Raw genomic sequence first — 23,764 nt, 5'->3', positions numbered from 1 at the left:
GTAGAGAAGTGCTGGTCAGCGCAGTCGAAGGGCCTTCATCGCGCGCAGGCTGCGGCTCATGAAAGCGGCGTACTTGGCGTCGTCCATGCCGAACGCGGGCGCCATCGGCATGACGCGCTGCTGGGCGACGGTCTGCGCCTCCGTGTACTTGAGGATGCCCTCGGAGCCGTGCCGCCTGCCGAGCCCGGAGTCCTTCATGCCGCCCATCGGCGCCTGGACACTGCCGTACGCCGACGCGTAGCCCTCGTTGACGTTGACCGTGCCGGAGCGCAGCCGGGCGGCGATCGCGCGACCGCGTCGGCCGTCCTTCGTCCACACTGAGGAATTCAGCCCGTACGAGGTGGCGTTGGCGCGCTCGATCGCGTCGTCCTCGTCCGTGAAGCGGTACACGGACACGACGGGTCCGAAGGTCTCCTCGCCGCACACGGCCATCGGCGCCTCGACGCCGTCGAGGATGGTCGGCTCGTAGAAGTACGGGCCGATGTCCGGGCGCGCGACCCCACCCGCGAGGACCGTGGCACCCTTGGCGACCGCCTCGTCCACATGCCGGGTGACCGTCTCCAACTGCCGTGCGCCGACGAGCGATCCCATCTCGGCGCCGTACGCGAGGGAACGGCCCAGGCGCATCGCCTTCGTCCGGGCCGCGAACCGCTCCACGAACGCGTCGGCGACCGACTCGTGGACATACAACCGCTCGATGGAGATGCACAGTTGACCCGCCGACGAGAAGCAGGCACGGACCGCACCCGCCGCCGCCTTGTCGAGGTCGGCGTCCGCCAGGACCAGCATCGCGTTCTTGCCGCCGAGTTCGAGCGACACACCGACCAGGCGGGCCGCCGCGCCCTGGGCGACCTCGCGCCCGGTGCGGGTCGAGCCGGTGAAGGAGACGTAGTCCGCGTGCCGCACCACCTCGGGCCCGACGACCGGGCCCTCACCGAGCACGACCTGGAACACACCCGCCGGAAGTCCGGCCTCGATGAGCAGGTCACGGGCCCACAGGGCGGTCAGCGCGGTCTCGGTGTCGGGCTTCATCACGACGGCGTTGCCCGCGACGAAGGCGGGCAACGCGTCCCCGACGGACAGTTCGAGGGGGTAGTTCCAGGGCGCGATCTGCCCGACGACGCCGCGCGGCTGACGCAGCTCGGTGACCTTGGTGAGCGTCGGCACTGCGCCGGCGTGCCGCTTGGGCCGCAGATACGCGGGCGCCTTGCGGCCGTAGTGGCGCGCGGCCACCGCGACGGCCTGCACCTCCTCGTGCGCGTGCAGCCGGGCCTTGCCGGTCTCCAACTGGATGAGGTCGAGCACCTCGGCCTGCCGGGCGAGCACCAGGTCGTGGAAGCGCAGCAGGACGGCGGCGCGCTGCCGTACGGGGATGGCGGCCCACACGGTCTGCGCGGCGCGGGCCCGCTCGAAGGCGGTGGCCACGTCCTCGGGCGTCGACTCGGGCAGGTCGGCCAGTTTCTCGCCGGTGAACGGGGTGTGGTTCGCGGTACGGCCGGAGCCGACGACGTCCCGGGTGAGCTGGGCGACCAGCTCGGGCGTCACCACGTCCACCGCGGTGCGGGCACCGGCCGGGGCGGGGGCGAGCGGGTTGGTGCCGATCGGGTCCGGGGTGGCGCCGTGCGGGGCAGCGGTGGCCTGCGAGTCCGTCATGGGCGTGAGCGTAAGCCCCTGTCCCACTTTTGGGTACCCGTCGGTAACGAGCTTTCACCGACCGCACACACGACGCCAGCGATCACTGGCAAAAAGCCGCTGATCAGCAGGTTGTCACAGCCCTGGCAGGTGTTCTCACAGCCCTTGAAGCTCCAGATGGGCCACGACGTCCCGGTACAGCCGCTCCCCCGCCGGATGCGCCCAGCCCTCGGCCGGCATATAGATCTGCAACCGCCAGTACGTCCCGCTGTCGCCGCCCTGGGGGATCAACAGATCGTGGTAGCGGTAGCGGTACGGGTTGTCCTCCGTGCTGCTGTAGGGGGTCCAGTCGACAACGGTCTCGTAGGCCGTGGCGCCCTGGTGCGAGGTGGTCCGGCTGGTCACCCGCTCGTCCTTGATCTGGGTGCCGTCCGTCCCGCCGTCGCGGTAGAACTTGGCCCAGGCGGCGCCCTTGAGCCAGCTCTTTCCGGTGCCCGAGACCGTCCGGCGCTCCACGTAGATCTGGAAGACATTGCTCGGGTCGTAGAACCTCACGTTGTCGCCGGATTCTCCCTCGGAGCGCTCGTAGTCGTCGGGCACCGCGAGCGACGCCCGTACGGTCTCCTGCTCGGGCCGCACCAGCCAGCCGTCCGGCAGGTCGTCGCCGCTGAACGGGTTCACGATCAGCAGCGTCAGCGCGAGTACCACGGCCAGCACGCCCGCGCCGAGCCCATACCGCGCCCGCCGGCTGCCGACCAGGACCGGCGGCACCCAGCGGGCGGCGCGGGACAGCCGACCGGGCCCCACCCGGGTGGACGCGAGCCCGGCCACCGACGCCAGGGCCTCGCGCACCTCGGCCGCCGGGGGACGCGCCCCGGGCTCCTTGCGCAGCAGTTGCATGATCACGGTGGCGAGCGGGCCCTCCGCGCGCGCGGGCACCTGCGGCTCGGCGGACAGCACGGCTTGCAGCGTCGCCGGGGTGTGCGAGCGGCGGAACGGCGACACGCCCTCGACGGCCGCGTACAGCACCACCCCGAGTGACCACAGGTCGGACGCGGGCCCTGGGCGCTGCCCGAGGACCCGTTCCGGCGCGATGAACTCCGGGGAGCCGATGAACTCGCCCGTCTCGGTGAGCTGCTGCTCGCCCTCCACCTGCGCGATGCCGAAGTCGGTGAGCACGACCCGGTCGCCCCGGCCGAGCAGTACGTTGTCGGGCTTGACGTCGCGGTGCAGGACACCCGCCTCGTGCGCGGCCCTGAGCGCGTCCAGGACGGCGAGTCCGACCTCGGCGGCCTCGCGGGGGTCGAGGGTGCCCTCGTGGAGCCGATCGGCGAGCGACTGCCCCCGCACCAGCTCCATCACGATCCACGGCCGCCCGTCCTCCACGACCACGTCGTGCACGGTCACCACCGACGGATGGTCGATCCGCGCCGCCGCCCGTGCCTCCCGCTGCATCCGCTCGTACGCGGTCGCGCGCTGCCGCTCGCCCCACTCGCCGGGCAGCCGGGGCTCCTTGACGGCGATCTCCCGCTCCACGACCTCGTCCCTGGCCCGCCATACGGTGCCCATACCGCCGTGGCCGAGCCGGGCGACGAGCCGGTAGCGGCCACCGATGAGCCGCCCGCCGTCCTGTCGCTCGCCGTCGTGGTGGTGGTGCGTGGGCTCGTGGGCTGCGGGTCCCGGGGCGGACGGCTGGTACGGCACCGTCTCCTGAGCGGTCTCCTGGGCTGCCTCCTGGGCCTGCGGTGGCCTGAGCCCGTAGCTGGTGGGCTCGTCCCGGTCTCCCCCGTGGTTCGTCATCTCCCCATCCTGGCGAACCGGCCCCGCACCCCACCACCGGCCGGGATCAGCGGATGCAGCACCGTGACAAAGGAGTTGGGGTACGGGGAGGGGGTCCCGGTGAGGGTCCCGGTGGGGGTCAGCGAGGGGCGCCCGGCGTGAAGAAGTCCACCGCAGTGTCGAAGTACGCGCGGGCCTCCGCCGTCCTGGCGACCGGGGCCGAGACCCAGATGTCGTACATCCGGCCGCCCTCCTCCCAGCACAGGTCGAAGGTGTGCCGGGGTCCCTCGGCCTTCGTGAAGCCGTTCCAGGTGAACTCCCACAGCGCCGCCGTACGGCCGTCGTGCGTGGTCGGCGTGACCTCGCCGTCGCGGTAACCCGGGTTGTTGTCCGGTCCCTTGGCGGCCGAGCGCCGCATCACGGCGACCGGTCCGCCCGCCTCCGGGTCGGCCGTCTTGATGCCGATACGGAACTCGTAGTCCGGCGAGATGTAGAAGATCCGTGGGCCTTCCGGGCTGCGCCTGAACCCGTCGGGGACGGCGACCGAGAATCCGTCGGGGTCCTGGGCCACGCGGTAACCGGCGGGCGCGGTAGGGGTGTTGGGGGTGACGAAAGTCGAATCGGTGGGCGTCGGATTCGTGGCCGTCGGCTTGGTGGTGGCGGGCTTTGCCCCCGCCGCACCCGCGTGCCGGTCGCCCCGGTCCATCAGCAGCACGGCGGCGGACACCCCGGCGCCCGCGACGGCGGCGACCAACGCGGCCGTGATCAGCAGCCGCCGCGCCGAACGCCCGTTCCCCACAGGCTTCTTGGGCACCCCGAACGCCTCGGCCGGAGGCGTCCCGGATCCGCGCGGCGCCGGGGTGCTGGGCACATCGCGCTGAGTCGGCGTGTACGCGGGGTGGGGCGCGGCGGCGTTACGGTCCCCCGGGCGCTCGTCCACCCGGTCGGCGACGGTGCCCCCGGCCACGTAATCCCGCAGCAGTGCCTCCGCGCCGGCCGCGTCCAGGCGGGTGTCCGGGTCGCGGTCGAGGAGCCCCCGTACGACGGGCAGCAGGGGCGCCGCCTCGGCGGGCGGGTGGATCTCGTCGTGGACGACGGCGTGCAGGATGCCGCCGAGCGAGTCCCTGCGGAACGGCGACGCACCGCTCAGCGCCGCGCACAGCAGCGCCCCCAGCGACCACAGATCGGCCTCGGGCCCGGTCCGTACGCCGGACATCCGCTCGGGCGCGGTGTACTCGGGTGAGCCGACGAACTGCCCGCTCTCGGTGAGCGTCGTGGCGCCCGCGACCCGGGCGATCCCGAAGTCGGTGAGCACGACCCGGCCGGTGTCGGCCTCCAGGAGGACGTTCGCCGGTTTCAGGTCGCGGTGCAGGACCCCCGCCGTGTGCGCGGCGCGGAGCGCGCCGAGCAGGGCGAGACCGATCCGCGCGGCCTCGTCCGCGTCCACCGGGCCGGAGCGCGCGAGCCGATCCGCCAGCGAGCCGCCCTCGATCAACTCCATGACGATGTACGGGCGTTCCTCGTGCTCCACGACATCGTGCACGACGACCAGGTGCGGATGCCGCAGCCGGGCGACGGCTCGGGCCTCGCGCAGGGTCCGGTCACGCTGCTGACGCGCGTCCTCCTCGGACAGCGACAGGTCGAGGATCAGCTCCTTGACGGCGACATCGCGGTCGAGGAGCTGGTCGGCGGCGCGCCACACGATGCCCATACCGCCCCGGCCGAGCCGCTCCTGAAGACGGTAACGCCCCGCGATGACACGGACGTTCTCCCCCGTGGTCCCCATGCGACCCATCATGCCGCACCCCGTCAGGGCTGCCAGCCTCGCAGCATCGCGTCGAACTGCTCCCGTGTGGTGTCCCAGTCGGCGGCGGGCGACGACATGTAGAGGGCGTACTCGACGCCGTCACGGTCGACGTACGTCTGCTCGATGGCGCGGCGCGGGCCCGGGAACGGGTCCTTCTCGGCGGCCGTCCAGGTGAACTCCCAGAGGGAGCCCGGCAGGTCGCGGAAGAAGTTGGAGCGCAGTCCGAGGCGCTTGTAGTCGGGCAGCCGGGCGAGTTGCTTGTCGAGGTCGATCTGGTGGAGATAGGCGTTCTCGAAGTCGGGGCTCTTGTCGATGGCGATCCGTATGAAGTGGTCGCCGTTGTCCGGTGTGTAGTCGATCTGGTTGCCGAAGACCTGCCGCTTCCAGCCCTTCGGGACGGCGAGGCTGAAGCCCTCGGCGTCGTGGACCCGTATCCAGTCGTCGGGTATGGACCCGGCGGGCTGTTGGGAGGGGCCTCCGGTGGATGGCTGGGTTTCGCCGGGGGCCGATACGGACGGGCTGCCCTGGTCACCGCGCTGCCCGTCCGCGTACCGCAGCGCCAGGGCGCCACCGCCGCCGAGGAGCGCGGCGGCGACCAGCACGGAGACGACAAGGGGCCAGCGGCGGCGATGTGTAGGGGTGGGGGCGGCGGGGTGGGTGGGGTACGTGCCGGAGCCGGAGCCCGGTGTCCCGGGCGCTGTCGCGCGTACCGCGGTGACCTCGTCCGGAGTCACGGCCCGTGTGGGCACATACGCCTGTGCCGTCTGCGGACGGCGCCCCTCCGCGGCCTCGGCGAGCATCTGCTCGGCCTCGTCGGGCGTCGGGCGGGCCTCGGGGTCCTTGCGGAGCAGCGCGGTAATCACGGGGCCGAGCGCGCCGGCGTGGACGGGTTCCTCGGGCTCCTCGTCCACCACGGCCTGCATCGTCGTCAGCGGTGTGGTCCTGCGGAACGGGGACACGCCCTCGACCGCCGTGTACAGCGTCGCGCCGAGCGCCCAGAGGTCGGATGCGGGCCCGGGGTCGGCGCCCCGCACACGCTCGGGAGCCAGGTAATCCACCGACCCGACGATCTCGCCGGTCTTGGTGATGGTGGTGTCGCCCTCGACCTGGGCGATACCGAAGTCCGTGAGGAGAACACGGCCGTCCCGGGCGAGCAGGACGTTGCCGGGTTTCACGTCCCGGTGCAGGACGCCGGCGGCGTGCGCGGCACGGAGCGCGCGCAGCACCCAGAGTCCGGTCCTGGCGACCTCGGCGGGCTCGATCCGCGCCGGTTGCCGTTCCTTGACGGCGTCGGCGAGGGAGGGGCCCTCGATGAGTTCCATGACGATCCAGGGGCGGTCGTCGTGTTCGAGTACGTCGTGGACGGTGACGACGGCGGGGTGCGTGATTCTGGCGGCGGCGCGGGCCTCCGCGCGGGTGCGGGCGAGCAGGACGGCGCGCTCGCTCTCCGGCGCGTACAGAGCGGCCGTCAACTCCTTGACGGCCACCGCCCGGTGCAGCACTTCGTCGTGGGCCCGCCACACCCGGCCCATCCCACCGCGCCCGATGGACTCACCGAGCCGGTACCGGCCGGCCAGCAGCAGGCCCTGCATCTGATTCACGTTCCCCCGCAATGGTCTTGGGCACGGCCCAGCGTAGCGCTGCGCTGACTTGACCCGCGCCCCTGTGCGGACGCCAGTTCCCGACGCGACCGTGCCCCACCACGGGGGTGGTCATCCGGCCCAACCCGGGCCGATCGGGGGTGGCTTCAGCCCGCGACGGCGGGAAATGGTCCTGGTACGACCGGACCGGCCGGGATCTCTTCCGCCCGCAGCGGCGGGCCGCCGGCCTGATGCGATCACACATTCCGCCGAACCCTCAACGTCGTGGCGCACCACGGCTACGGCGGGAAAGGAACCGGCCCAGCCGGGCCGGACCCGCACCGACGAGAGTCGGCTTCCAGCCCCAACCCGCCACCAGCAGAAGCGGCACGCCCACATGGCGAATGACCAGGCCCAACCGCCTGACGCAGCCACAGATTCCGCCGAACTCTCAACGCCGTGGCGCACCACGGCTGCGGCGGAAAAGAACCGGCCCTGCCGGGCCGGACCCGCACCGACGAAATTCGCTTCCAGCCCCCAACCCGCCACCGCCAGAAGCCTCTTCCCACCGCAGCGGCGGCGCGCCCGCACGGCGAATGGCCAGGCTCAACCGCCTGACGCAGACACACATTCCGCCGAACCCTCACCGGTGCGGCCCAGCCGGGCCGGAACCGCACCCCACCACCCCCGTACCAACAGCCGGACACCCGCCGGAAGTCGCAACCCGCCCCAACCCACCACCAGCCGCCTCTTCCCGCCGCGACGGCGGCGCGCTCGCACGGCGAGTGTTCGGCGGAATGACCGAGGCCCCGCCACCTGACACATTCACGAACTCCACCGAACTCTCACCGCCGGCAGGCGAATCTTCCCACCGCAGCCGCGGCACCCCTCCGGGCAGGACCCCGTCCCCGTTACGGGGTCAGTTCGTGGGCTCGTAAGTGGCGGACGCCTGTTCGTACAGGCGGGATACCTCGTCCCGTTCCGCGTCCGGGCCCCTTACCTGGAGGACGTGGTAGCGGCCGGCGATGTTCATCGCGATGTTGCGGACGTACGTCGTGCGGCCCTGAGCGTCCTGCCAGGTGAACTGGCCCTCGGCCATCGCGCGCCCGCCCACCTCGATCCGCCGCATCCCGCTCGACGTGGCCCACGTCGAGTCCCGGAACGGCTGCAACTCGGCCTCCCGCTCCCGCTGATACGTCATCGGGTCGGATCCGTACACCTTGGTGCTGTCGCGCCCGGGGACGACGATGAGTTCGAAGTCGCCCTTGCTGTAGACCACTTGGCCCTGGCCGTTCTTGGGCGACCGGTCCCAGCCGGAGGCCACCGCGACCTGGAATCCCTCACTGTCCTTGCGCAGCGTGAAACCCCGGGGCAGATCAGGCCCGGTGGTCTGCGGCTTCTGCGACCCGGGACTCTTCGACGGCTTCGCGTCACCGCCCCCGTCACCGGCGGGAGTCTCACCGGCACCCGCACCCGCACCCGTACCGCTGTCCGACGAGCGACCCGGCGTAGGGCTCACGCCCCCCGTCGCACCGGTCGCCCCGGTCCGTTCACTCGTATCGGCCTTCGGCATGAACACCACCGCATACGCCACGGCCGCCACCAGCCCGAGCAGAATCAGCACGAGGAGGGTCCGGCCCAGCTTGGCGGGCCCACTCCGACCGGTCCCACTCCGACCGCCGCCCCCACGCATACCGGCATCCGCACGCGTACCGGCCCGCTTGTGCCGCCCATGGTGCCCCGCGCCGGCGGACGCACGGGACGCACGGGACCGGCGCCGGCGCACCAGCTCCCCCCGCCGCCGCAGAATCGGCAACCGGCGCGGGTCGGCCGGCGGAGCCACGATCACCTCGTTCCCCGCCTCGGCCTCCGGCGCCGACCGCACCAACGACCGCAGCCAGCCCCGCAGTTCCTCGAAGTCGGGGCGCTCGGTGGGGTCCTGACGCAGCAGCGACTCGACCACAGGCCGCAGCGGCCCGCACTCCTCGGCGAACGCGGGCGGCTCGGCGCACACGAGCTGCACCAACTCGGTGGTGCTGTCCTCCGGATACGGGGCATGCCCCTGCACCGCGCGAAACAGCAGCGCGCCCAGCGCCCACAGATCCGTCGCGGGACCGATCGGCGCGGCGAGCTGCCAGTTGTCGTGCACGGGCCCGGCCTGTTCGGGCGCCCACCGCTCGGTGACGGGCCCCACGACGGCCATCCGCGCCTGCCGGGCCCGGTCGGCGGCGAGCGCGGTGGCGGGACCACGACGGGGGTTGGGGACGTCCCACTGCGGCACCGGACCGCCGGCCGGTACGGAAGCGGGCGGTACAGGGACAGGCGCGGGCCCATTGCCCCCGGCCGAACCCGGCACCGCCGAACCCGGCGGCAGCGCGGCGGCCGACCCACCCCGGGGCAGCGCCCCGTGCCACGTACCCGGCGGTCGGCGCACCCCGTACGGATCGGTGATCCGGCCATGCGGATCGGCACGGTCGGGCTCCGGCGACGGCGTCGGCGTCAGCCCCTCGGGCAGCCCACCGGAACCGCCGCCGCGCTGCTCCTCGTTGACCCGGGCGGCGGCCCTGGCCCCGGCGCGGTACGCGGCGATGGCGCCCGCACGCGCGGCACGGGCGTCGGACTCGGGCGACGGAAGCCGCGGTGTCAGAGCGCCGCCCCCGGCCCCCCGCGCCGCCGGCAGTGAACCCCCTGGCGTCGGCGGCGCGTTGACCTGCGAGGGCCCCGCGTCGGGCACCCCGTCGGCGTCCGTCTCGGGCCGCGGGTCGTACCCGCACAGCGCCTCCTCGGCCGCCCCCGCCGCGAGCCCGGTGAGCATCACACGCCCGTCGTCGCAGATCAGCACGGTCCGGACGGTGATGTTGCGGTGCACCCAGCCGTGCGCGTGCAGTACCCGCAGCGCGGTGAGCACATCGGCGGCGACCTCGGCCGCGCGGTACGGCGTCAGCGGCGCGTCGGTGAGCAGCGCGGACAGCGGCCGGGCGGGCACCAGTTCGCTGACGATCCACAGCGAACCGCCCTCGGCGAACACGTCGAAGACCTGGTCGAGCCGGGGATGGTCGGGGATCTGCGCGGCGGCCTGCGCGGCCTCGATCGCGCGCCGCACCGCCGGATCACCGGACCGCCCGGCAGTGCCTGGGCCCCCGCGCCACGCCCCGCGCCCGGCCCCGCCTCCCGGTGGCACACCGTCACGGTGCACGAACCCCTCGGGCAGCCCGTCCGCGTCGAGCACCTCGGCCTCGACGATCTCCGGCAGCGGCACCTGCCGGACATGGACCTCCTGACCGCTGTACGTGTCGAAGGCCCGGGTGTACGACGGCTCGTACGCGTCGGACGGCGGCAGCGGCAGGCGGTAGCGGTCCGCGAGCACGCGCCCCGCGTAGTCGTCCACGACACCTTCCCCCTGTCCGCCCGGCGGTCAATTCCGTTCGTCACGCGACCTGTTACGGCTGCGTACGGTCGGCAACCACTCACGATACGTGCCTAATGCGTGCCCGTACGGAGGGATGCCGGAACTCACCGAGAGTGACGGTTTCAGGACTTCGGCTGGAAGGTCCGTGTGAACGTCTGCCACGTGGCGCGCCGTTCCTCGTCGTCCCAGTTGTCCGCCTTCGACGTGTACATCAGCGCATAACCGAGCTTCGCGCCGACCACGAAGCCACGGTCTATCGACCGGTACTTGGTACCGCCGTCGACGTAGGTGAACTCCCAGTCGGCGGCCTCCCAGTCCCGGAAGTCCACCTTCTCGATCCGGATCCGCTCGTACTGGGCCCGGCGCATGCCCTTCTCCTGGTTCTTCCAGTCGGCCACCGCGTCGTCCTTGGGCGCGGACGTCCAGCCGACGAGCAGCCGCTGATCGTCGGGCCCGGTGAACCGGGCGCCGGCCGCGTCCGTGGACGCGTACTTCCACCCCTTGGGCAGCCCGATCGAGAAGCCCTGCGCATGGCGGTACGTGCTCTCGGCGCCGGTTCCGGTGCTGCTGTCGGGACTGGGGTCGGCGGGGTTGTTCCCGACACCGGACCCGGGGCTGGAACTGGCCCCGGTCTCCTTGTCGGACCCCTTGTCCTTGCCCTTGTCGCCGGAGTCCCCGGAACCGCTGCCGCTGTTGTCGTCCTTGCCCTGGTCCCCGCCGGCGGTGGCCCCGCTGGACGCGGACGGCTTCCCGCCGGTGCCGCCGTCGGCCGCCGTGTCGTCGCCCCCGCCCCGGAGCACGATCGCCAGGACCGTACCGAGCACGGCCAGCGCGACGACGACGGCGATGACGACGAGGGTGCGGCGCGGGACGACGTCCGTGAGGGACGCCTTGGCGGCGGGAGGTGAGGTGGGCGGGGCGGGCGGGGCGGCCACGGAGGCGTTCGCGGCAACGGGCGCCGCGGTCTTCGGCGAGGCTTTCGGCACCGGAGGCGTGGGCGGCACGGGCGGCAGCGGGACGACCCGGGTCGCGTCGGCCGGGGGCTCCGGCGTGGCCTCGGGCGCGTTGATGACACCGAGCAGCATGGTCCGGGTCGCCGCGTCGTCGAGCCGCTGCTCGGGGTCCTTGGCGAGCAGCCCGTAGATGACCTCTTCCAACGGGCCCGCGTTCTTGGGCTGTTCGACCGGTTCCGTCATCACCGCGGTGAGCGTCGCGATGGCAGATCCCTTGTCGTACGGCGGAACGCCTTCCACCGCCGCGTAGAGCAGTCCGCCGAGCGACCACAGGTCGGCGGCGGGTCCCGGCCGGTGGCCGCGCGCCCGCTCCGGCGAGATGTACGAGGGCGCGCCGACGAGCATGCCGGTCGAGGTGATGGACGGGTCGCCCTCGACCTGGGCGATACCGAAGTCGGTGAGGACGACACGGCCGTCGTCGGAGATGAGGACGTTCGACGGTTTGACGTCGCGGTGCAGGATGCCCTCGCGGTGGGCGGCGCGCAGCACGTCGAGGATCGCGAGTCCCACCTCGGCGGCGCGGCGGGGCTCCAGGAGTCCGTCCTCGCGGATGGCCTCGGCGAGGGACTTGCCCTCGACGAGTTCCATGACGATCCACGGCCGGTCGTCCTCGTCCACGACATCGAAGACGGTGACCGCGCTGTTGTTGCGGATCCGCGCGATCGCCTTGGCCTCGCGCAGGGTACGGGTGATCAGGCGGCGCTTCTCGTCCTCGTCGATGCTGTTGGGGAACCGGAGTTCCTTGACGGCGACGGTCCTGCCGAGCATCTCGTCCTTGGCCCGCCAGACGGTGCCCATACCGCCCCGCCCGAGCACGTCCCCGAGCCGATACCGCCCGGCGAGCAGCCGATCGGTCCGCGCGCCGGGAGCGGCGGCCTTGTTCTGGGGGGCCTTCCGAGGAGGTTCCGACCGATCGGACCGAGAGGGTTCGGAGCGAGGGGAATCCGACGGAGAGGGTTCCGACCGAGGATCTTCCGGCTCCTTGTCGGCAGCCTTGCCCGTGCCGGTACGGATGTCGTCCTCCGGCGCGGGAGCGTCCTCGTCGGCCGCCTCGGCCGCCCGGTCCGCCCCTTGATCCGGCACCCGATCTCGATCCGGCACCTGATCCGCCACCTGATCCGGCCGAGCCTGCCGCGGATCCGAACCGGACACACCGTCCCCCTTGTCCGAACCGGTCACACCGTCACGGCTGTCCGAGCCACCGGCACCGCCGCCCCCGGCCTCCGTGCTCAGGTCAGCCCCGGCGTCGTCGCGCCCACCGGCCCCCCGGTCCCGCTCCGCCTCCGACATGCGTCCCCTCATGCAACCCGCCCTGACAGAGCCTTCATTGTCCCTTACCCGGGGACCGGTCGGCGCTCAGGGTCCGCCGTCGCGCATGATGTTCCGCACACTGGGAAGGACCCCGATGCCCGTACGCCCCGCGCTTCTGGCCCTGCCGCTGGCCTTGGCCCTGCTCTTCCTGGCCCCGGGCAGCTCACCGGCTCACGTACCCCCGATCTCGAAGGCCACCCTTCCTTTGTTCACGGGCAAGGGCAAGGCCCGTACGGCCGCGCTCCTGTCCGGCGGCCGGTTCGCCCGTACCGGTACGGGCATCCGCCGCGCCGACCGCTTCCGCGCGGGCAGTGTCACCAAGACCTTCATAGCGACGGTCGTCCTTCAACTCGCCGCCGCACACCGCCTCTCCCTCTCCGACCCCGTCGACCGCCACCTCCCCGGACTGATACAGGGTCACGGCAACGACGGCCGCGCGCTCACCCTGCGGTCCCTGCTCACCCACACCAGTGGTCTGCGCGACTTCGCCGCCGACACCCGGGGCAGGGTCCCCCTGACACCCCGCCAGGCGATAAGTCTCGCCGTGGCCCACCCGCCGTCATCCCGGGGCCGGTTCGCGTATTCCAACACCAACTACGTCGTACTGGGCCTGGTGATCGAGCAGGTCACCGGACACTCGTACGCCGAGGAGGCCGAGCGCCGCGTGATCCGCCCGCTGCGGCTGACCGGCACGTCCTTCCCCGGGTCCCGCACCACCCTCCCCACACCGCACGGCGTGTCCTACACCGCCGGTGGGCGCGAGGTCACCGAGGTCGATCCGCGGGTGGCGGGCGCGGCGGGCGAACTCGTCTCCACGCTGGACGACCTGAACCGCTTCTACGCGGCCCTCCTCGGCGGCGACCTCCTGCCGACCGCGCAACTGCGCGCGATGCTCGACACGACCGCCACGGACGGCACGTACGGCATGGGCCTCGACGCGGTGACGCTGCCGTGCGGTACGACCGTCTGGGGCCATGACGGCCGTATCGCCGGCAGTTACGTCCGGGTGGCCGCCTCCCGCGACGGCCACCACGTCCTCACCTACCGCACCGACTCCGACGCCCTGCTCGCCCCGAGCGCGGAACGGGCCCTGCTGACGGCCGAGTTCTGCCCGAACGGTTCCGGACCATGAGCGGCCGGGGTCAGCCCAGCGGGACGATGTCCGGTGCGCCGAGCCGCGCCGCGTCCGCCGTCAGGTCGTCCGGCTGCCGCTGCGACTCCCGCTCCGCCTCCACCCGCTTCTCGTAGTGCTGCACCTCCCGCTCGATCTGGTCCTTGTCCCAGCCCAGCGCGGGCGCCATCAGCTCCGCGACCTCCCGCGCGCACCGCGTACCCCGGTCGAAGGTCTCGATCGAGATGCGGGTCCGCCGGGTGAGGACGTCGTCCAGATGACGGGCGCCCTCGTGCGTCGCCGCGTACACCGCCTCGGCGCGCAGATAGTCCTCGGCGCCCTGCAAGGGTTCGCCGAGGGTCGGGTCGGCGGCGATCAGGTCGAGCACCTCTTCGCTGAGCGATCCGTACCGGTTCAGCAGGTGCTCCACGCGGACGACATGGATTCCGGTGCGCGCGGCGGTCCGCGCGCGGGCGTTCCACAGCGCGTGGTAACCGTCCGCGCCGAGCAGCGGCGTCTCCTCCGTGACACAGTCGGCGACGCGCTGATCCAGGCCGTGCACCGCCTCGTCCACGGCGTCCTTCGCCATCACCCGGTACGTCGTGTACTTACCGCCCGCGACGACCACCAGGCCCGGCACCGGGTGCGCCACCGTGTGTTCCCGGGAGAGCTTGCTGGTGGCGTCCGACTCACCGGCGAGCAGGGGCCGCAGGCCCGCGTACACGCCCTGCACGTCGTCACGCGTGAGGGGCACCGCGAGCACCGAGTTGACGTGCTCCAGGAGGTAGTCGATGTCGGCGCTCGACGCCGCCGGGTGGGCCTTGTCGAGGTCCCAGTCGGTGTCGGTGGTGCCGACGATCCAGTGCCGGCCCCACGGGATGACGAACAGCACGCTCTTCTCGGTCCGCAGGATCAGCCCGGTCGTCGAGTGGATGCGGTCCTTCGGTACGACCAGATGGATGCCCTTGGACGCGCGGACATGGAACTGGCCGCGCTCGCCGACCATCGCCTGCGTGTCGTCGGTCCACACACCCGTGGCGTTGACGACCTGCTTCGCCCTGATCTCGTACTCACCGCCGCCCTCCATGTCCTGCACGCGCGCGCCGACGACCCGCTCGCCCTCACGGAGGAAACCGGTGACCCGCGCGCCGTTGGCGGCCTTCGCGCCGTACGCCACCGCCGTGCGCACCAGCGTGGCCACATAGCGGGCGTCGTCCATCTGCGCGTCGTAGTACTGAAGGGCGCCCGTCAGCGCGTCCTTCTTGAGGCAGGGGGCGACCCGCAGGGCATGACGGCGGGTCAGATGCCGGTGCCTGGGCAGACCCCTGCCGTGGCCGCGCGCCATCGACATCGCGTCGTACAGGGCGACGCCCGAGCCCGCGTACAGCCGCTCCCAGCCCTTGTGCTGCAAGGGGTACAGGAACGGCACCGGTTTCACGAGGTGCGGGGCGAGGCGCTCCAGGAGGAGTCCGCGCTCCTTGAGTGCCTCGCGGACCAGCGCGAAGTCGAGCATCTCCAGATAGCGCAGCCCGCCGTGGATCAGTTTGCTCGACCGGCTCGACGTGCCCGACGCCCAGTCGCGGGCCTCGACGATTCCGGTACTCAGGCCCCGGGTCGCGGCGTCGAGGGCGGTACCCGCACCCACCACACCCGCGCCCACGACCAGGATGTCCAGCTCCCGCTCGGCCATGGCCGCGAGTGCCTCGGCGCGCTCCTCCGGCCCCAGTGTCGCTGTCCTCACCGCTGCCTCCCGTCACAGGCGAGTCGGCCGCACCGATCGGTGCCCGTACTCACTCCCCCTCTTTCCCAGTCTTTTCCGATTCTTGCCGGACCGCCCGACTTCAGCCACCACGCATGGCTGGACTGTGGACAACACTCGGTGAATCTCGGGCACCCAATACCGCATAACGGTCATATTTACTCCTAGTCTGACATTGCGCTGGTCCACCTTGTCCACAGGACTTGCGTGATCCTCCCGCTCCGGCTATTGGGAAGGACGGCCCACCGCCATGCCCGCAGATCTCGCCGTCATCGGACTCGGCCACCTCGGACTGCCTCTCGCCCAGGCAGCCGTGGCCGCCGGCATCGACACGCTCGGTTACGACCCGGGGCTCTCGCCCGACCGCCCGGTGGCCCGCTTCCCGGCGGACGCCGTGGACGGCGGCGTCCTGACCTCGGCCGATCTGCGCCGGATGCTCTCGGGGGGCTTCCGGCCGACGGCGGACCCGACAGGGCTCGGCCGGGTCCGTACGGCCGTCATCTGCGCCCCGACACCACGGGGCGCCGACGGTTCGCCGGAACTGGGCCAAGTGGGCGACGCGGCACGCGCCCTCGCCACACGGCTGCGCCCCCACACCACCGTCATCCTGGAGTCACCGGTATCCCCCGGCACCACCGAGGAGTTCCTGCTGCCCCTCCTGGAACAGGGCTCGGGACTGCGGGCGGGCCGTGACTTCCACCTCGCGTACTCGCCGAGCCGGGTCGACCCCGGCAACCGCGCCCACCGCTACGCCGCGACGCCCAAGGTCATCGGCGGCCTCACCCCCGCCTGCACCGAATCGGCCGCCGCCTTCTACGGGCGCCTCACCGACAAGGTCGTCCGCGCGCGGGGGCTGCGCGAGGCGGAGACGGTGCAGCTCCTGGAGACCAACTTCCGACACGTCAACATCGCGCTCGTCAACGAAATGGCCGTCCTCTGCCAGGACTTGGGCGTCGACCTGTGGGACGTCATCCGCTGCGCGGAGACCAAGCCGTTCGGCTTCCAGGCGTTCCGGCCGGGCCCGGGAGTCGGCGGCCACGGCGTCCCCCAGGACCTCTCGGGCCCGCACCACACGGTCCGCCCCCTCCGCATGGTCGAACTGGCGCAGCAGGTCAACAGCCATATGCCGCAGTACGTCATCCAGCGAGCGGCGACCCTGCTCAACGAACACGGCAAGTCCGCGCGGGGCGCCCGCGTGCTGCTCCTCGGCGTCACGTACAAGCCCGACCTCGCGGACCAACAGAACTCCCCCGCACGGGAGATCGCCACCCGCCTGATGGAACTCGGCGCCTCCGTCAGCTACCACGACCCGTACGTCCCCGCCTGGAACATCCTGGACCGCCCGGTCCCCCGCGCGGACTCCCTCTACGAAGCGGCAGCGGAAGCCGACTTGACCCTGTTGCTGCAACACCACCGGACCTACGACTTGCAGGGCCTGTCGGTAAAGGCCCAACTCCTGCTGGACACAAGGGGGGCAACCCCCACGGGGGCGGCGCACAGGTTGTGAAGGGGGGCGCGCGGAACAGCCCGAGCATCTGAGACTGGTGGCGCACGGAAGGGCCCCGAAGCTACCGTGGAAACAGGTGGGGCCTACCGCAGCGGGTAATGCAGTACTGCGGCAGGCTCCTGATGGTTCGCAGAGTGTCCACCCCTAATCTCTGTAGGGGTGGCCGCTCACCATCCAAAAATCCATCCCCTCCGGCACCGCACCGTCCCTCGACGGATCGGGTACCGTACAAATAGGTGGAGCCCACCGCAGTGGGTGCTGCGGCAGGCTCCTGGTTGATTCACGGGTGTCCGCCCCTAGTCTCTGTGGGGGCGGCCGCTCACCATCCAAAAATCCGCAAAATCCACCTCCTCCAGCACTGCACCGTCCGCAGACGGATACGGTCCCAGCGGGTGGGCTTGCGGTGGCGACCCATGGTGCGCCCCCTTCCACATCGCCACCCATTGACCCGGTAGGCGGCATGTTCAGAACTCGGGCCGGGCCCCGAGGGCCGGGGTCCGGAACGACGTCCTTGGAAGGGGGCGCCCCCTGAGAACTGGGGCGCCGGACACCGACACTAGCGACCCGACACGGCCATTCGGCCCACATTCGCCCCGAACGCAACCGTGCGCCCCCTGGCGCACAACGCGCCCCCCACCAGGGCCGTTTGGGTAAGCCGGACAACACGAAGGGGCCCGGTCACCCACCTGTGTGAGTGACCGGGCCCCTTCGTGCGGTCGGACGCGGTCGAGCCGAGCGCAGCGTCCCGCTACCTCTTGTGCTGCGAGTCCGCCACCGTGACCTCGACGCGCTGGAACTCCTTGAGTTCGCTGTAGCCGGTCGTCGCCATCGCGCGGCGCAGGGCGCCGAAGAAGTTCATCGAGCCGTCGGGAATGTGCGAGGGACCGGTGAGGATCTCCTCCGTGGTACCGACCACGCCCAGGTCGACGCGAGTGCCGCGCGGCACGTCCTCATGGACGGCCTCCATGCCCCAGTGGTGCCCCTGACCCGGCGCGTCCGTCGCACGGGCGAGCGGCGACCCCATCATCACGGCGTCCGCACCGCAGGCGATGGCCTTGGGCAGGTCACCGGACCAGCCGACACCACCGTCGGCGATGACGTGGACGTAGCGACCGCCGGACTCGTCCATGTAGTCCCGCCGGGCCGCCGCCACATCCGCCACCGCCGTGGCCATCGGCACCTGGATACCGAGGACATTGCGCGTGGTGTGCGCGGCGCCGCCGCCGAACCCGACGAGCACACCGGCGGCACCGGTCCGCATCAGGTGCAGCGCCGCCGTGTACGTGGCACAGCCGCCGACGATCACCGGTACGTCGAGTTCGTAGATGAACTGCTTGAGGTTGAGCGGCTCGGCGGCACCCGAGACATGCTCGGCGGAGACCGTGGTCCCGCGGATCACGAAGATGTCGACACCGGCGTCCACGACGGCCTTCGAGAACTGGGCCGTACGCTGCGGCGAGAGCGCGGCGGCGGTGACGACGCCCGAGTCCCGCACCTCCTTGATGCGCTGCCCGATCAGCTCTTCCTTGATCGGCGCCTCGTAGATCTCCTGAAGGCGACGGGTCGCGCCGTCGGCCGGCAGCTCCCCGATCTCGTCGAGCAGCGGCTGCGGGTCCTCGTACCGGGTCCAGAGACCTTCGAGGTTGAGCACGCCGAGGCCGCCCAGCTCGCCGATGCGGATGGCGGTACGCGGCGACACGACCGAGTCCATGGGGGCGGCCAGGAACGGCAGCTCGAAGCGGTAGGCGTCGATCTGCCAGGCGATCGAGACCTCCTTCGGGTCGCGCGTACGACGGCTCGGGACGACGGCGATGTCGTCGAAGGCATACGCCCGCCGGCCGCGCTTGCCGCGCCCGATCTCGATCTCAGTCACGTGTGTGGCCTTTCCCTCTGCGCTTCAGCGCCTTCCAGTATCCCCGACCCAAGCGACGAGGGCGGCCCCGGACCTCCGGAACCGCCCTCCACGCGCGCGTACGGATCACTCGCGGCTGTTGCTTACGGCTACTTACGGCTGTAGTTGGGTGCCTCGACCGTCATCTGGATGTCGTGCGGGTGGCTCTCCTTGAGGCCCGCCGAGGTGATCCGGACGAAACGGCCGCGGTCCTGGAGTTCGGGGACGGTGCGTCCGCCGACATAGAACATCGACTGACGCAGTCCGCCGACGAGCTGGTGCACGACGGCCGAGAGCGGGCCGCGGTACGGCACCTGGCCCTCAATACCCTCGGGCACGATCTTCTCGTCGGACGCGACGCCCTCCTGGAAGTACCGGTCCTTGGAAAACGACTTCCGCTCGCCCCGGGTCTGCATCGCGCCGAGCGAGCCCATACCGCGGTACGACTTGAACTGCTTGCCGTTGATGAACAGCAGCTCACCCGGCGACTCCTCGCAGCCCGCGAGCAGCGAACCGAGCATCACGGTGTCGGCGCCGGCGACCAGGGCCTTGGCGATGTCACCGGAGTACTGGAGGCCGCCGTCGCCGATCACCGGGATGCCGGCGGCCTTCGCGGCGAGCGAGGCTTCGTAGATCGCGGTGACCTGCGGTACGCCGATACCTGCGACGACCCGGGTGGTGCAGATGGAACCGGGGCCCACGCCGACCTTGATGCCGTCGACTCCGGCGTCGATCAGGGCCTGGGCGCCGTCCCGGGTGGCGATGTTGCCGCCGATGACGTCGATGCCCGACGAATTCGACTTGATCTTGGCGACCATGTCGCCGACCAGCCGGGAATGGCCGTGCGCGGTGTCGACCACGATGAAGTCGACGCCCGCCTCGATCAGGGCCTGGGCCCGCTCGAAGGAGTCCCCGGCGACCCCGACGGCCGCGCCGACGAGGAGCCTGCCCTCGGCGTCCTTCGCGGCGTTCGGATACTTCTCGGCCTTGACGAAGTCCTTGACCGTGATCAGGCCCTTGAGGATGCCCCCGTCGTCGACGAGCGGCAGCTTCTCGATCTTGTGCCGGCGCAGCAGCTCCATGGCGTCCACGCCGGAGATGCCGACCTTGCCGGTGACCAGGGGCATCGGGGTCATGACCTCGCGCACCTGACGGGTACGGTCCGCCTCGAAGGCCATGTCACGGTTGGTGACGATGCCGAGCAGCTTGCCGCCACCGTCGGTGACCGGTACGCCACTGATACGGAACTTGGCGCAGATCGCGTCGGCCTCGCCCAGCGTCGCGTCCGGGTGGACGGTGATCGGGTCGGTGACCATGCCGGACTCGGACCGCTTCACCAGGTCGACCTGGTTGGCCTGGTCGGCGATGGACAGATTGCGGTGCAGGACACCGACGCCGCCCTGCCGTGCCATGGCGATGGCCATCCGGGACTCGGTGACCTTGTCCATGGCGGCGGACAGCAGCGGGATGTTCACCCGCACGTTCTTCGAGATGTGCGAGGCGGTGTCGATCTGGTCGGGCGCCATGTCGGACGCGCCCGGCAGCAGCAGCACGTCGTCGTAGGTCAGCCCGAGTGTCGCGAATTTCTCGGGCACTCCGTCGACGTTGGCAGTCATGACACCTTCCCCAAATGGCCTTGATCGGTGCGGATGTCCATGCTACGGGAACATTGGGCACCGTTGCCCCGCCCAGTCAACCGAACCAGACAGGGGCCGCGCCCCCGTCACCCCCGGCCCGGGAGGCTCGGCACCGCCGAACCCCACCACCCCGCGTCCCACCGCTGCGGCGGAAAAGAAATGGGACTGCGCCCCAAACCCCCAGGGACCTCCACCCCCACCTCGTTGTGGGCACAGGGCGGGTGGGTGGGGGTTACTGCTCTGCCAAGGCGCGTAGGCGGCTCAAGGCCCGGTGCTGGGCAACCCGTACCGCCCCCGGTGACATCCCCAGCATCTGGCCCGTTTCCTCGGCCGTGAGGCCCACCGCGATGCGCAGGAGAAGGAGTTCCCGCTGGTTCTCGGGCAGGTTGGCGAGGAGTTTCTTGGCCCATTCGGCGTCGCTGCTGAGCAGCGCCCGTTCCTCGGGACCGAGGGAGTCGTCGGGGCGCTCGGGCATCTCGTCCGAGGGCACCGCGGTCGACCCGGGACGCCGCATCGCCGCCCGCTGAAGGTCGGCGACCTTGTGCGCGGCGATGGCGAAGACGAACGCTTCGAAGGGCCTGCCCGTGTCCTTGTAGCGCGGCAGAGCCAGCAGCACCGCCACACACACCTCCTGCGCCAGGTCCTCCACGAAATGCCGCGCGTCACCGGGCAGTCGGGACAGCCGGGTGCGGCAGTACCGCAGGGCAAGAGGGTGGACATGGGCGAGCAGGTCGTGCGTGGCCTGCTCGTCGCCGTCGACAGCACGATGGACGAGCGCACCGATCACCGTCGTCCCGTCGTCGCGCATCGAACCATGGTGCCTTGGCGTCCCGCGCTCCGCGGCACCTGGTCCGTAGTTGTGCACCGAAGCGTTATGAGCAGGTGCGCCGGAACTCATCTCCTGCGCCCTCCCCTTCCGCTCGTCCGACTCGTCCCCAGGGAACTCCACACCTCAAGGATGCGGCATCCGACGGGAAACGAGCGGCGGGCACCGCAGGAACCGCCCCGCCCGCCCTCCGGCGGGCGGGGATCACCGAACCCCCGCGGCGGCTCACCTGCTCACCTAACGGACCAGGCCCCAGCGGAAACCGAGCGCCACAGCGTGCGCGCGGTCCGAGGCGCCGAGCTTCTTGAAGAGCCGCCGTGCGTGGGTCTTCACGGTGTCCTCGGACAGGAACAGCTCACGGCCGATCTCCGCGTTGGAGCGGCCGTGGCTCATGCCTTCGAGGACCTGGATCTCACGCGCCGTGAGCGTGGGGGCGGCCCCCATCTCGGCCGACCGCAGCCGGCGCGGGGCGAGCCGCCAGGTGGGGTCGGCGAGCGCCTGGGTGACGGTCGCGCGCAGTTCGGCGCGCGAGGCGTCCTTGTGCAGATAGCCGCGGGCACCGGCGGCGACCGCGAGCGCGACCCCGTCGAGATCCTCGGCGACCGTCAGCATGATGATGCGGGCGCCGGGGTCCGCCGAGAGCAGCCGGCGTACCGTCTCCACGCCGCCCAGGCCGGGCATGCGCACGTCCATCAGAATCAGGTCCGAACGGTCGGCCCCCCAGCGGCGGAGGACTTCCTCACCGTTGGCCGCCGTCGTCACCCGCTCGACACCGGGCACGGTCGCGACCGCGCGACGGAGCGCTTCTCGGGCAAGCGGGGAGTCGTCGCAGACGAGGACGGATGTCATGACCGCCCTCCGCAGCTGATGCGCGTCACCTTGAGCCTCCAGGCTGGTACGAATCGTCACCTGTGCGATTGACGCACTCGGACATGTGCCCGAGCACTTCTCTCTTCAACCGCCTCCGGCACTCTCAACGATGGTCACCCGAAAGAGTTACGGGTCACTCAGCCACCTTCGGCACTCTACGTGAGGGAGCGGACACACCCCAGGCACCGCGCGTGACTGAAAGTTTTCACCAAGAGCTACGCCCCATTTGGCGGCTTTTCTTCCCATTACTTGGTGTCTGAGGCTAGATTCCTAAAGAGTCATATTTTCATCTCCTTAGACAGTAGATGTACGGTCGTGGGCACTGTCCGCGTCAGAACGGCTACAAGGGGACAAGCAATGGCAGATTTCTCCCGCCTTCCCGGACCGAACGCAGATCTGTGGGACTGGCAGCTCCTCGCGGCATGCCGCGGGGTCGACAGCTCGCTCTTCTTCCACCCGGAGGGCGAGCGCGGTGCGGCACGGAGCGCACGTGAGAACTCGGCCAAGGAGGTCTGCATGAGGTGCCCGGTGCGCGCCGAGTGCGCGGCCCACGCACTGTCGGTGCGGGAGCCGTACGGCGTCTGGGGCGGGCTGACCGAGGACGAGCGCGAAGAGCTGATGGGCCGCGCCCGCAACCGGCTCGTCACGGCCTCGACGTCGAGCGCCGCGGCAGCTCCACATCACTGAAGGAACGTTTCTGCAAAAACCCTCCCCCAGGCGCGCACCCCCTACGCGTCGGCGGCCCGCGTCAGATGGTGGAGGGTGGCCGAGACTGCCGGGACCTGGGCCAGGTCCGGCAGCGTGAGCGCGACGATCTCGCGCCGCACGGCCGGTTCCACCGTCACGGTTCTGGCCCGCTTCGGCCGCACCGACTCCAGCGCGAGTTCGGGCAGAACGGCCACGCCGAGACCGGCGCCGACCAGGCCGATCACGGCCGGGTAGTCGTCGGTCGCGAAGTCGATCCGGGGCTCGAAGCCCGCGCTCGCACAGACCTCGACCAGTTGCCGCCGGCAGCGCGGGCAACCCGCGATCCACGGTTCCCCCGCCAGTTCCCCTATGCCCACAGAACCGGCCCTGGCCAGCGGATGCCCTTCGGGTACGAGACCCACGAGACGGTCGGCGAGCAGGGGGCGCACCACCAGATCGGACCAGTCGTCGGTGATCGAAGCGCCCTCGTACCGGAACGCGAGCGCGATGTCGCAGTCGCCCTCGCGGAGCATCTCGACCGAGCGCGGCGGCTCGGCCTCCACCAGCGAGACCCGGGTGCCGGGATGCGCGGCGCGCAGGGCCGCGAGCGCGGTGGGTACAAGGGTGGAGCTGCCGCTTGGGAAGGAGACCAGGCGGACCCGGCCCGCGCGCAGTCCGGCGATGGCGGCGACCTCCTCCTCGGCGGCCGTGAGCCCGGAAAGGATGCCCGCGGCATGCCGGACCAGGGCTTCTCCCGCCTGGGTCAGCCGGGTCTCGCGGCCCGCGCGGATCAGCAGCGGGGTTCCCGCGGAGGCTTCGAGCGCCTTCATCTGCTGGCTGACGGCGGGCTGGGTGCAGCCCAGCTCACGGGCCGCCGCCGAGAAGGAACCGGTGGCGGCGACGGCACGCAGGACACGGAGGTGTCGGGCCTCGATCACTCTTTGA

At 71.4% G+C, this 23,764-nt stretch carries 15 protein-coding genes; 3 read left to right on the top strand and 12 right to left on the bottom strand.

What is annotated here, in order from left to right; all coding sequences use genetic code 11:
* Positions 1 to 15: 15 nt before the first annotated feature.
* The 6 genes from ACFVT5_RS01420 to ACFVT5_RS01395 form a co-directional block, all read right to left on the bottom strand.
* The gene (locus tag ACFVT5_RS01420; protein ID WP_389880195.1) at positions 16 to 1,653 is read right to left on the bottom strand and encodes a succinic semialdehyde dehydrogenase; all 1,638 of its coding nucleotides are present in this window, start codon (positions 1,651 to 1,653) and stop codon (positions 16 to 18) included.
* A gap of 135 nt (positions 1,654 to 1,788) precedes the next feature.
* A complete protein-coding gene (locus ACFVT5_RS01415; RefSeq protein ID WP_389880194.1) occupies positions 1,789 to 3,432 on the bottom strand; it encodes a serine/threonine-protein kinase in 1,644 nt (547 codons plus the stop codon).
* Between the two features lie 118 nt (positions 3,433 to 3,550).
* On the bottom strand, positions 3,551 to 5,197 hold the full coding sequence (locus ACFVT5_RS01410; protein ID WP_389880192.1) for a serine/threonine-protein kinase: 1,647 nt from the start codon (positions 5,195 to 5,197) through the stop codon (positions 3,551 to 3,553).
* A gap of 23 nt (positions 5,198 to 5,220) precedes the next feature.
* A complete protein-coding gene (locus ACFVT5_RS01405) occupies positions 5,221 to 6,810 on the bottom strand; it encodes a serine/threonine-protein kinase (protein WP_389880962.1) in 1,590 nt (529 codons plus the stop codon).
* 907 nt (positions 6,811 to 7,717) lie between these two features.
* The gene (locus ACFVT5_RS01400) at positions 7,718 to 10,186 is read right to left on the bottom strand and encodes a protein kinase (protein WP_389880190.1); all 2,469 of its coding nucleotides are present in this window, start codon (positions 10,184 to 10,186) and stop codon (positions 7,718 to 7,720) included.
* Between the two features lie 143 nt (positions 10,187 to 10,329).
* On the bottom strand, positions 10,330 to 12,036 hold the full coding sequence (locus ACFVT5_RS01395) for a serine/threonine-protein kinase (RefSeq protein ID WP_389880188.1): 1,707 nt from the start codon (positions 12,034 to 12,036) through the stop codon (positions 10,330 to 10,332).
* A 589-nt stretch (positions 12,037 to 12,625) separates the two neighbouring features.
* Here ACFVT5_RS01395 and ACFVT5_RS01390 point away from each other — a divergent pair.
* Complete coding sequence (locus ACFVT5_RS01390; protein WP_389880186.1) at positions 12,626 to 13,663, top strand: serine hydrolase domain-containing protein; 1,038 nt, start codon at positions 12,626 to 12,628, stop codon at positions 13,661 to 13,663.
* 10 nt (positions 13,664 to 13,673) lie between these two features.
* Here ACFVT5_RS01390 and ACFVT5_RS01385 read toward each other — a convergent pair whose 3' ends face one another.
* The gene (locus tag ACFVT5_RS01385) at positions 13,674 to 15,383 is read right to left on the bottom strand and encodes a glycerol-3-phosphate dehydrogenase/oxidase (RefSeq protein WP_389880184.1); all 1,710 of its coding nucleotides are present in this window, start codon (positions 15,381 to 15,383) and stop codon (positions 13,674 to 13,676) included.
* 268 nt (positions 15,384 to 15,651) lie between these two features.
* On the opposite strand from ACFVT5_RS01385, the gene ACFVT5_RS01380 reads away from it, so the two are divergent.
* The gene (locus ACFVT5_RS01380; RefSeq protein ID WP_389880182.1) at positions 15,652 to 16,908 is read left to right on the top strand and encodes a nucleotide sugar dehydrogenase; all 1,257 of its coding nucleotides are present in this window, start codon (positions 15,652 to 15,654) and stop codon (positions 16,906 to 16,908) included.
* A 748-nt stretch (positions 16,909 to 17,656) separates the two neighbouring features.
* Here the strand turns inward: ACFVT5_RS01380 and ACFVT5_RS01375 are convergent.
* The 4 genes from ACFVT5_RS01375 to ACFVT5_RS01360 form a co-directional block, all read right to left on the bottom strand.
* Positions 17,657 to 18,781 carry a GuaB3 family IMP dehydrogenase-related protein gene (locus ACFVT5_RS01375; RefSeq protein ID WP_389880180.1) on the bottom strand — a complete coding sequence of 375 codons (1,125 nt, stop codon included), beginning with the start codon at positions 18,779 to 18,781 and terminating at the stop codon, positions 17,657 to 17,659.
* Between the two features lie 128 nt (positions 18,782 to 18,909).
* On the bottom strand, positions 18,910 to 20,415 hold the full coding sequence (gene guaB / locus ACFVT5_RS01370; RefSeq protein ID WP_389880178.1) for an IMP dehydrogenase: 1,506 nt from the start codon (positions 20,413 to 20,415) through the stop codon (positions 18,910 to 18,912).
* Between the two features lie 253 nt (positions 20,416 to 20,668).
* A complete protein-coding gene (locus ACFVT5_RS01365; protein ID WP_389880176.1) occupies positions 20,669 to 21,244 on the bottom strand; it encodes a sigma-70 family RNA polymerase sigma factor in 576 nt (191 codons plus the stop codon).
* A gap of 255 nt (positions 21,245 to 21,499) precedes the next feature.
* Positions 21,500 to 22,111, bottom strand: coding sequence for a response regulator transcription factor (locus tag ACFVT5_RS01360; RefSeq protein ID WP_003948568.1), 612 nt, complete (start codon positions 22,109 to 22,111; stop codon positions 21,500 to 21,502).
* 378 nt (positions 22,112 to 22,489) lie between these two features.
* Between ACFVT5_RS01360 and ACFVT5_RS01355 the strand changes: the two genes are divergently transcribed.
* Positions 22,490 to 22,819, top strand: a complete 330-nt coding sequence (locus ACFVT5_RS01355) for a WhiB family transcriptional regulator (protein ID WP_389880174.1) — start codon at positions 22,490 to 22,492, stop codon at positions 22,817 to 22,819.
* Positions 22,820 to 22,860: 41 nt separating this feature from the next.
* On the opposite strand, the gene ACFVT5_RS01350 is transcribed toward ACFVT5_RS01355, so the two are convergent.
* Positions 22,861 to 23,757, bottom strand: a complete 897-nt coding sequence (locus tag ACFVT5_RS01350; RefSeq protein WP_389880172.1) for a LysR family transcriptional regulator — start codon at positions 23,755 to 23,757, stop codon at positions 22,861 to 22,863.
* Between the last annotated feature and the right edge of the window lie 7 nt (positions 23,758 to 23,764).

It is taken from the genome of Streptomyces sp. NPDC058001 (assembly GCF_042886315.1).
Classification (GTDB): Bacteria; Actinomycetota; Actinomycetes; order Streptomycetales; family Streptomycetaceae; genus Streptomyces.
This window is presented reverse-complemented; position numbering and strand designations above follow the sequence as displayed.

Bases quoted from the DNA above. Each gene is read 5' to 3' on its own strand.
- ACFVT5_RS01390 (WP_389880186.1), top strand. From the start codon at position 12,626: ATGCCCGTACGCCCCGCGCTTCTGGCCCTGCCGCTGGCCTTGGCCCTG.
- ACFVT5_RS01355 (WP_389880174.1), top strand. From the start codon at position 22,490: ATGGCAGATTTCTCCCGCCTTCCCGGACCGAACGCAGATCTGTGGGAC.
- ACFVT5_RS01410 (WP_389880192.1), bottom strand. From the start codon at position 5,197: ATGGGGACCACGGGGGAGAACGTCCGTGTCATCGCGGGGCGTTACCGT.
- ACFVT5_RS01365 (WP_389880176.1), bottom strand. From the start codon at position 21,244: ATGCGCGACGACGGGACGACGGTGATCGGTGCGCTCGTCCATCGTGCT.
- ACFVT5_RS01360 (WP_003948568.1), bottom strand. From the start codon at position 22,111: ATGACATCCGTCCTCGTCTGCGACGACTCCCCGCTTGCCCGAGAAGCG.
- ACFVT5_RS01415 (WP_389880194.1), bottom strand. From the start codon at position 3,432: ATGACGAACCACGGGGGAGACCGGGACGAGCCCACCAGCTACGGGCTC.
- ACFVT5_RS01405 (WP_389880962.1), bottom strand. From the start codon at position 6,810: ATGCAGGGCCTGCTGCTGGCCGGCCGGTACCGGCTCGGTGAGTCCATC.
- ACFVT5_RS01420 (WP_389880195.1), bottom strand. From the start codon at position 1,653: ATGACGGACTCGCAGGCCACCGCTGCCCCGCACGGCGCCACCCCGGAC.
- guaB (WP_389880178.1), bottom strand. From the start codon at position 20,415: ATGACTGCCAACGTCGACGGAGTGCCCGAGAAATTCGCGACACTCGGG.
- ACFVT5_RS01380 (WP_389880182.1), top strand. From the start codon at position 15,652: ATGCCCGCAGATCTCGCCGTCATCGGACTCGGCCACCTCGGACTGCCT.